Below are 6,621 nucleotides of genomic sequence, written 5' to 3'. Positions count from 1 at the left end.
TGACAGGGGCGAATCCGCCGGGGTGGGCGGCGAGGCGGGCGTTGAAGTCCTCGAAGCCGGGGACGACGCGCGCGATGCGGTCGCGGATGGCGGCGTAGTCCTTCTCGAAGTCCTCCCAGGGTGTGGTGGAGGAGGTGCCGAGGACGGCGCGGGCCATGCGGGCGATGATGGCGGGTTCGGACAGCAGGTGGGGGCTTGCGGGGGGCAGGTTGCCGCGGGAGGCGTGGACGAGGCCCATGGAGTCCTCGACGGTGACGACCTGCCGGCCGGATGCCTGTACGTCGCGGTCGGTGCGGCCGAGGGTGGGCAGGATCAGTGCGCGTGTGCCGGTGACGACGTGGGACCGGTTGAGTTTGGTGGAGACGTGCACGGTGAGGCGGGCGCGGCGCATGGCGGCCTCGGTGACGTGGGTGTCGGGGGTGGCGGCGACGAAGTTGCCGCCCATCGCGAAGAACACCTTCGCGTGGCCGTCGCGCAGGGCCCGGATGGAGCGGACCACGTCGTACCCGTGGTGGCGGGGGGAGGTGATGCCGAATTCCCGGTCCAGGGCGTCGAGGAACGCGTCCGAGGGGCGTTCGAAGATGCCCATGGTGCGGTCGCCCTGGACGTTGGAGTGGCCGCGGACGGGGCAGACGCCGGCGCCGGGGCGGCCGATGGCGCCGCGCAGCAGGAGGAGGTTGACGATCTCCCGGATGGTGGGCACGGAGTGCTTGTGCTGGGTGAGGCCCATCGCCCAGCAGACGACGGTGCGCCGGGAGGCGAGGATCATGCGCAGGGCGCGTTCGATCCCGTCGCGGGTCAGTCCGGTCGCGGTGAGCGTCTCGTCCCAGTCGGTGGTGCGGGCGGCGGCGGCGAACTCCTCGAAGCCGTGGGTGTGGGTGCGGACGAACTCCTCGTCGACGGCGCCCTCGGTGTCGAGGATCAGTTTGTTGAGGAGGCGGAACAGGGCCTGGTCGCCGCCGATGCGGATCTGCAGGAACAGGTCGGTGAGGGCGGTGCCCTTCAGCAGTCCCCGGGGGGTCTGGGGGTTCTTGAACCTCTCCAGGCCCGCTTCGGGCAGGGGGTTGATCGAGATGATCCGCGCGCCGGCGGCCTTGGCCTTCTCCAGCGCGGTCAGCATCCGCGGGTGGTTCGTGCCGGGGTTCTGTCCGGCGATGACGATCAGGTCGGCCCGGTGGAGGTCGTCGAGGGAGACGCTGCCCTTGCCGACGCCGAGGGTCTCGGTGAGTGCGGAGCCGGACGACTCGTGGCACATGTTGGAGCAGTCGGGCAGGTTGTTCGTGCCGAACTCGCGGGCGAACAGCTGGAGGAGGAACGCGGCTTCGTTGCTGGTCCGGCCGGAGGTGTAGAACAGCGCCTCGTCGGGGGAGCCCAGGGCGGTCAGCTCCTCCGCGATGATCGAGAAAGCCTGCTCCCAGCCGATCGGCTCGTAGCGGTCGGCGCCTTCCGGCAGGTACATCGGGTGGGTGATGCGGCCCTGCTGGCCGAGCCAGTAGCCGCTGCGGCCGGCCAGGTCGGCCAGGGGGTGCGCGGCGAAGAACTCGGGGGTGACCCGGCGCAGCGTGGCCTCCTCGGCGACGGCCTTGGCGCCGTTCTCGCAGAACTCCGCGGTGTGCCGCCTGTCGCCTTCGGGCCAGGCGCAGCCGGGGCAGTCGAAGCCGTCCTTCTGGTTGACCTTGAGGAGGGTGCGGGCGGCGCGGGCCGGCCCCATCTGCGCGTGGGCGGCGCGCAGGCCGTGGACGACGCCCGGCAGGCCCGCGGCGGCGTGCGGGGCGGGCGTCACCTGCGGAGCGTCCTGGACGGGGTCCCCTGCGGGCGGTCGGCTGGCCATGGCGCACTCCCTCGGTTCGTCGTACGTGCGTACGCGGGTACGTGTTCGATCCTGTCACGGGGCGCCGCGGCGCGTGCGTCCGTGCCGGGTTGTCGGTGGGGCGTGGCAGGATCGGGTACGTGGCAGAGACAGCATCGAAGAAGACCGCGCAAGACCGTCCGCGCCTGCTCCTGATGGACGGGCACTCCCTGGCGTACCGGGCGTTCTTCGCGCTGCCCGCGGAGAACTTCACGACGTCGGGCGGGCAGGTGACCAATGCCGTGTACGGCTTCGCGTCGATGCTGGCGAACACGCTGCGTGACGAGGCGCCGACGCATTTCGCGGTGGCGTTCGACGTGTCCCGCAGGACCTGGCGCTCGGAGGAGTTCCCCGAGTACAAGGCGAACCGCTCCGCCACGCCCGACGCGTTCAAGGGGCAGGTCGAGCTGATCGGCGAGCTGCTGGACACGATGAACGCGCCGCGTTTCGCCGTGGAGGGCTACGAGGCGGACGACGTCATCGCCACGCTGGCCACGCGGGCGGAGGCGGACGGCTTCGACGTGCTGGTCGTCACCGGCGACCGCGACTCGTTCCAGCTGGTGTCGGACCGCGTCACGGTGCTGTACCCGACGAAGGGCGTCTCGGAGCTGACCCGGTTCACGCCGGAGAAGGTGCGGGAGAAGTACGGGCTGTCGCCGAGCCAGTACCCGGACTTCGCCGCGCTGCGCGGCGACCCGTCGGACAACCTGCCGGGCATCCCGGGCGTCGGCGAGAAGACGGCCGCCAAGTGGATCAACCAGTTCGGGTCGTTCGGGGAGCTGGTGGAGCGGGCCGCCGAGGTGAAGGGCAAGGTCGGGCAGGCGCTGCGCGACCACCTGGAGTCGGTGAAGCTGAACCGGCACCTGACGGAGCTGGTACGGGACGTGGAGCTGCCGAAGTCGGTGGCGGAGCTGGAGCGCGTCCCGTACGACCGGGCGGCGCTGAAGGGCTTCCTGGAGGTCCTGGAGATCCGCAACCCGAGCCTGCGGGAGCGGCTGCTCGCCGTCGACCCGGGTTCCCAGGAGGAGGCGGCGCCCGCCCCGGCGGCCGGGGTGGAGCTGGACGGCTCGGTGCTGGACACCGGCGAGCTGGCGCCGTGGCTGGAGCGGCACGGGGAGAGGCCCCTCGGCATGGCGGTGGTGGACGGCTGGGCGCTGGGCGCCGGCGGCGTCACCGAGGTCGCCCTCGCGTCGGCGGACGGCGCGGCGGCCTGGTTCGACCCGTCGCGGCTGGACGAGGCCGACGAGCGGGCGTTCGCCCTGTGGGTCTCGGACCCGGCCCGCCCGAAGGTGCTGCACGACGCCAAGGCCGCCATGCGGGTCTTCCCCGAGCACGGCTGGCGCGTCGCCGGCGTCACCATGGACACGGCACTCGCGGCGTACCTGGTGAAGCCGGGCCGCCGCTCCTTCGCCCTGGACGCCCTGGCCGTCGAGTACCTGGGGCGGGAACTCGCCCCGCCGTCCGCCGACGGCCAGCTGGCGTTCGGCGCGGACGACACGGCCGAGGCCGACGCGCTGATGACGCAGGCGCGCGCCGTCCTCGACCTGGGCGAGGCGCTCGCCGCGCGACTGGAGGAGGTGGGCGCGACACGGCTGCTGCACGAGGTGGAGCTGCCCACGTCCGAACTGCTCGCCCGGATGGAGCGGCACGGCATCGCCGCCGACCGGCCGCACCTGGAGGCGATGGAGCAGCAGTTCGCCGGCGCCGTCGGGCAGGCCGTGCGGGAGGCGCACGCCTCGGTCGGCCACGAGTTCAACCTGGGCTCGCCCAAGCAGCTCCAGGAGGTCCTCTTCGGCGAGCTGAACCTGCCGAAGACCAAGAAGACCAAGACCGGGTACACCACCGACGCCGACGCGCTGGCCTGGCTGGCCGCGCAGACCGAGCACGAACTGCCCGTGATCATGCTGCGCCACCGGGAGCAGGCCAAGCTCCGCGTCACCGTGGAGGGCCTGGTCAAGACGGTCGCGGCGGACGGCCGGATCCACACCACGTTCAACCAGACGGTCGCGGCGACCGGCCGCCTGTCGTCCACGGACCCGAACCTGCAGAACATCCCGGTCCGCACGGACGAGGGCCGCGCCATCCGCCGGGGCTTCGTCGTCGGCGAGGGCTTCGAGGCCCTGATGACCGCCGACTACAGCCAGATCGAGCTGCGGGTCATGGCGCACCTGTCGCAGGACGAGGGCCTCATCGAGGCGTTCACCTCCGGCGAGGACCTGCACACCACGGTCGCCTCCCAGGTGTTCGGCGTCGACAAGTCGGCGGTCGACGCCGAGATGCGCCGCAAGATCAAGGCCATGTCGTACGGACTGGCGTACGGCCTGTCCGCGTTCGGCCTGTCGCAGCAGCTGAACATCGACGCCGCCGAGGCGCGCGCCCTGATGGACACCTACTTCGAGCGGTTCGGCGGGGTGCGGGACTACCTGCACCGCGTCGTCGAGGAGGCCCGCGCGACCGGGTACACGCAGACGATGCTGGGACGCCGCCGCTACCTGCCGGACCTGAACAGCGACAACCGGCAGCGGCGCGAGACGGCCGAGCGGATGGCGCTCAACGCCCCGATCCAGGGCACGGCCGCCGACATCGTGAAGGTCGCCATGCTCGGTGTCGACCGGGCGCTGACCGAGGCCGGCCTGGCCTCGCGGATGCTGCTCCAGGTCCACGACGAGATCGTGCTGGAACTCGCGCCCGGGGAGCGGGAGCGGGTCGAGGAGCTGGTGCGCCGCGAGATGACGTCGGCGGTCGAGCTGCGGGCCCCGCTGGACATGTCGGTGGGCGTCGGCCGCGACTGGGAGTCGGCCGCGCACTGACCGGCCGCGGACCGCCCGGCGGGGCGGCGCGACACCGCGGTCGCGCCACCCCGTACGGGCGGGCCTCAGGGACGGGACGCCGCGCGGGCACGCAGCCGCATCCCCGCCCCGTACACCACCAGGCCCGCGGCCAGCCCCGCCCCGGCGCCGAAGCACGCGGTCGGGACGATGTCGAGCGGCGTCTCGATTCGCCCCCAGTACGCGTACCAGCGCACGCACCGGTGCACCACCCCGGCGGCCACGCACCCTCCGAGCAGCCCACCCGCCAGCCACCGGTCCCGCCGCGTCGACGCCGGCCGCGCCGCGCCCGCCTCCCCGGCCTCCCCGGCCTCCTCGGCGGGGACGCGGCGCAGCGCGCCGTACCCGAACCACACCAGGACGGCCAGCGCCACGGCCGACCCGCCGTACTGGACGTACAGGTACACGGGCAGGCCCCCCGCGGTCTCGCCCAGTACGGGCAGCATCCGCACACCCCACCGGCCGGGGTGGGTGAACAGGTCCCACCCGACGTGGGTGGCCGCACCGGCGACCGCGGAGACGTAGAACCACGCCGCCAGCGCCACCGGGTGCCGCCCGCGCCACGGACGGCCCCGCAGCACCCCCCGCACCCGGCCCTGCCACCGTCCCGGCAGCAGCACCACCAGCGGCTCACGGACCATCAGCCACACCCCGACCAGCAACGCGGCCGTCAGGGGGTCCGCGGTCAGCAGCCCCCACACGCCGTGCGTGAACTCCCCCAGCGCCATCGCGCCGGGCACGACGCTGTCCGCGAAGTACGTCATGTCGGGCGAGAACGACCCCGCGACGAGGGCCGAGGCGACCAGCGGGCCCCGCGCGGCGCCGGACCGGCGCATCGCAGGCAGCACCGCGGCGGCGTGACTGAGTGTGAACGGCATGGACGGCGCCCCCGGTGATCGCTCCTCGAACCACAAGCCCGCCCAGTATCGGTCACGCCATGATCCATGTGGGACGCCGTCAGGTTCGGAACGGTCACAAGGATGACCAGTGACGAAAGCGTGAAAAGCGGTCACCCCTCGGTGTGAGAAGGCCGCCGATTGCCGTAGGGTCGCCTGAGCCGCGCCCCGGGCCGCGCGGCAGAGGCCTTCGGCGCCGACGGGCGCCACCGGGGAGGGATACAGACGCATGGCAGCGCACATCCGCCGTCGACTGCGCAAGAGCGCCACCACCACCGCGGTCGCCGCCGCGGCCGTGGCGGCGCTCTCTGCATCGCAGGCACCGGGCGCCACCCCCGCCGACGCCGGCGGGCAGCCGGTCGGCGACGCCACACCGCCGGCCTCGCCGGGCTCCACCGCCACCGGCGACTCGCCGTACTACATCGACCTGCCGCCGCTGAAGACCCCGGCCCCCGTGGTCGCCGGCCCGGCCGAGGCGGGCATCCCGGCCACCGTGCTCGCCGCGTACAAGCAGGCCGAGCAGCACCTCAGGACCACCCGGCCCGGTTGCAACCTGCCCTGGCAACTCCTCGCCGGCATAGGCAAGGTGGAGTCCGGCCAGGCGCGCGGCGGACGTGTCGACGCCGACGGCACCACCTTCACGGCCATCCTGGGCCCCGCCCTCGACGGCAACGGCTTCGCCGACATCAACGACACCGACCGCGGCGCGTACGACGGCGACACCCTCCACGACCGCGCCGTGGGCCCCATGCAGTTCATCCCGTCCACCTGGGCCTCCTGGGGGCAGGACGCCAACGGCGACGGCCGCAAGGACCCCAACAACATCTACGACGCCGCCCAGGCCGCCGGCATGTACCTGTGCGCCAACGACCGCGACCTCGCGGTCAAGGCCGACCTCGACCGGGCCATCCTCAGCTACAACCAGTCCCGCGAGTACCTGCGCACGGTCCTGTCCTGGTTCGAGTTCTACAAGCGCGGCACGCACCAGGTCCCCGACGGCACCGGCGTGCAGCCCGTCGACCGCAGCGACTCCCGCCCNNCCCCGNCC

General features: G+C 73.0%; 2 protein-coding genes and 2 pseudogenes. 2 read left to right on the top strand and 2 right to left on the bottom strand.

What is annotated here, in order from left to right:
- Window positions 1–1,831 (bottom strand): annotated as a pseudogene (locus MW084_RS06795) (FdhF/YdeP family oxidoreductase); the annotation flags it as partial.
- A gap of 119 nt (window positions 1,832–1,950) precedes the next feature.
- Here MW084_RS06795 and polA point away from each other — a divergent pair.
- Window positions 1,951–4,659 (top strand): DNA polymerase I, encoded by a 2,709-nt coding sequence (gene polA, locus MW084_RS06790; RefSeq protein ID WP_010474148.1) that lies wholly within the window; start codon window positions 1,951–1,953, stop codon window positions 4,657–4,659.
- A gap of 65 nt (window positions 4,660–4,724) precedes the next feature.
- Here polA and MW084_RS06785 read toward each other — a convergent pair whose 3' ends face one another.
- Complete coding sequence (locus tag MW084_RS06785; RefSeq protein ID WP_010474146.1) at window positions 4,725–5,555, bottom strand: DUF4184 family protein; 831 nt, start codon at window positions 5,553–5,555, stop codon at window positions 4,725–4,727.
- Window positions 5,556–5,802: 247 nt separating this feature from the next.
- Between MW084_RS06785 and MW084_RS06780 the strand changes: the two are divergent.
- Window positions 5,803–6,611, top strand: a pseudogene (locus MW084_RS06780) (lytic transglycosylase domain-containing protein); the annotation flags it as partial.
- Window positions 6,612–6,621: the final 10 nt, after the last annotated feature.

Source organism: Streptomyces sudanensis, from assembly GCF_023614315.1.
In the GTDB taxonomy this organism is placed as follows: Bacteria; Actinomycetota; Actinomycetes; order Streptomycetales; family Streptomycetaceae; genus Streptomyces; species Streptomyces sudanensis.
Note: the sequence above shows the minus strand (reverse complement) of the source record. Positions and strands in the feature narration are given on the sequence as shown.

Excerpts from the sequence above, each read along its gene's own strand:
- MW084_RS06785 (WP_010474146.1), bottom strand. The coding sequence starts at position 5,555 with ATGCCGTTCACACTCAGTCACGCCGCCGCGGTGCTGCCTGCGATGCGC.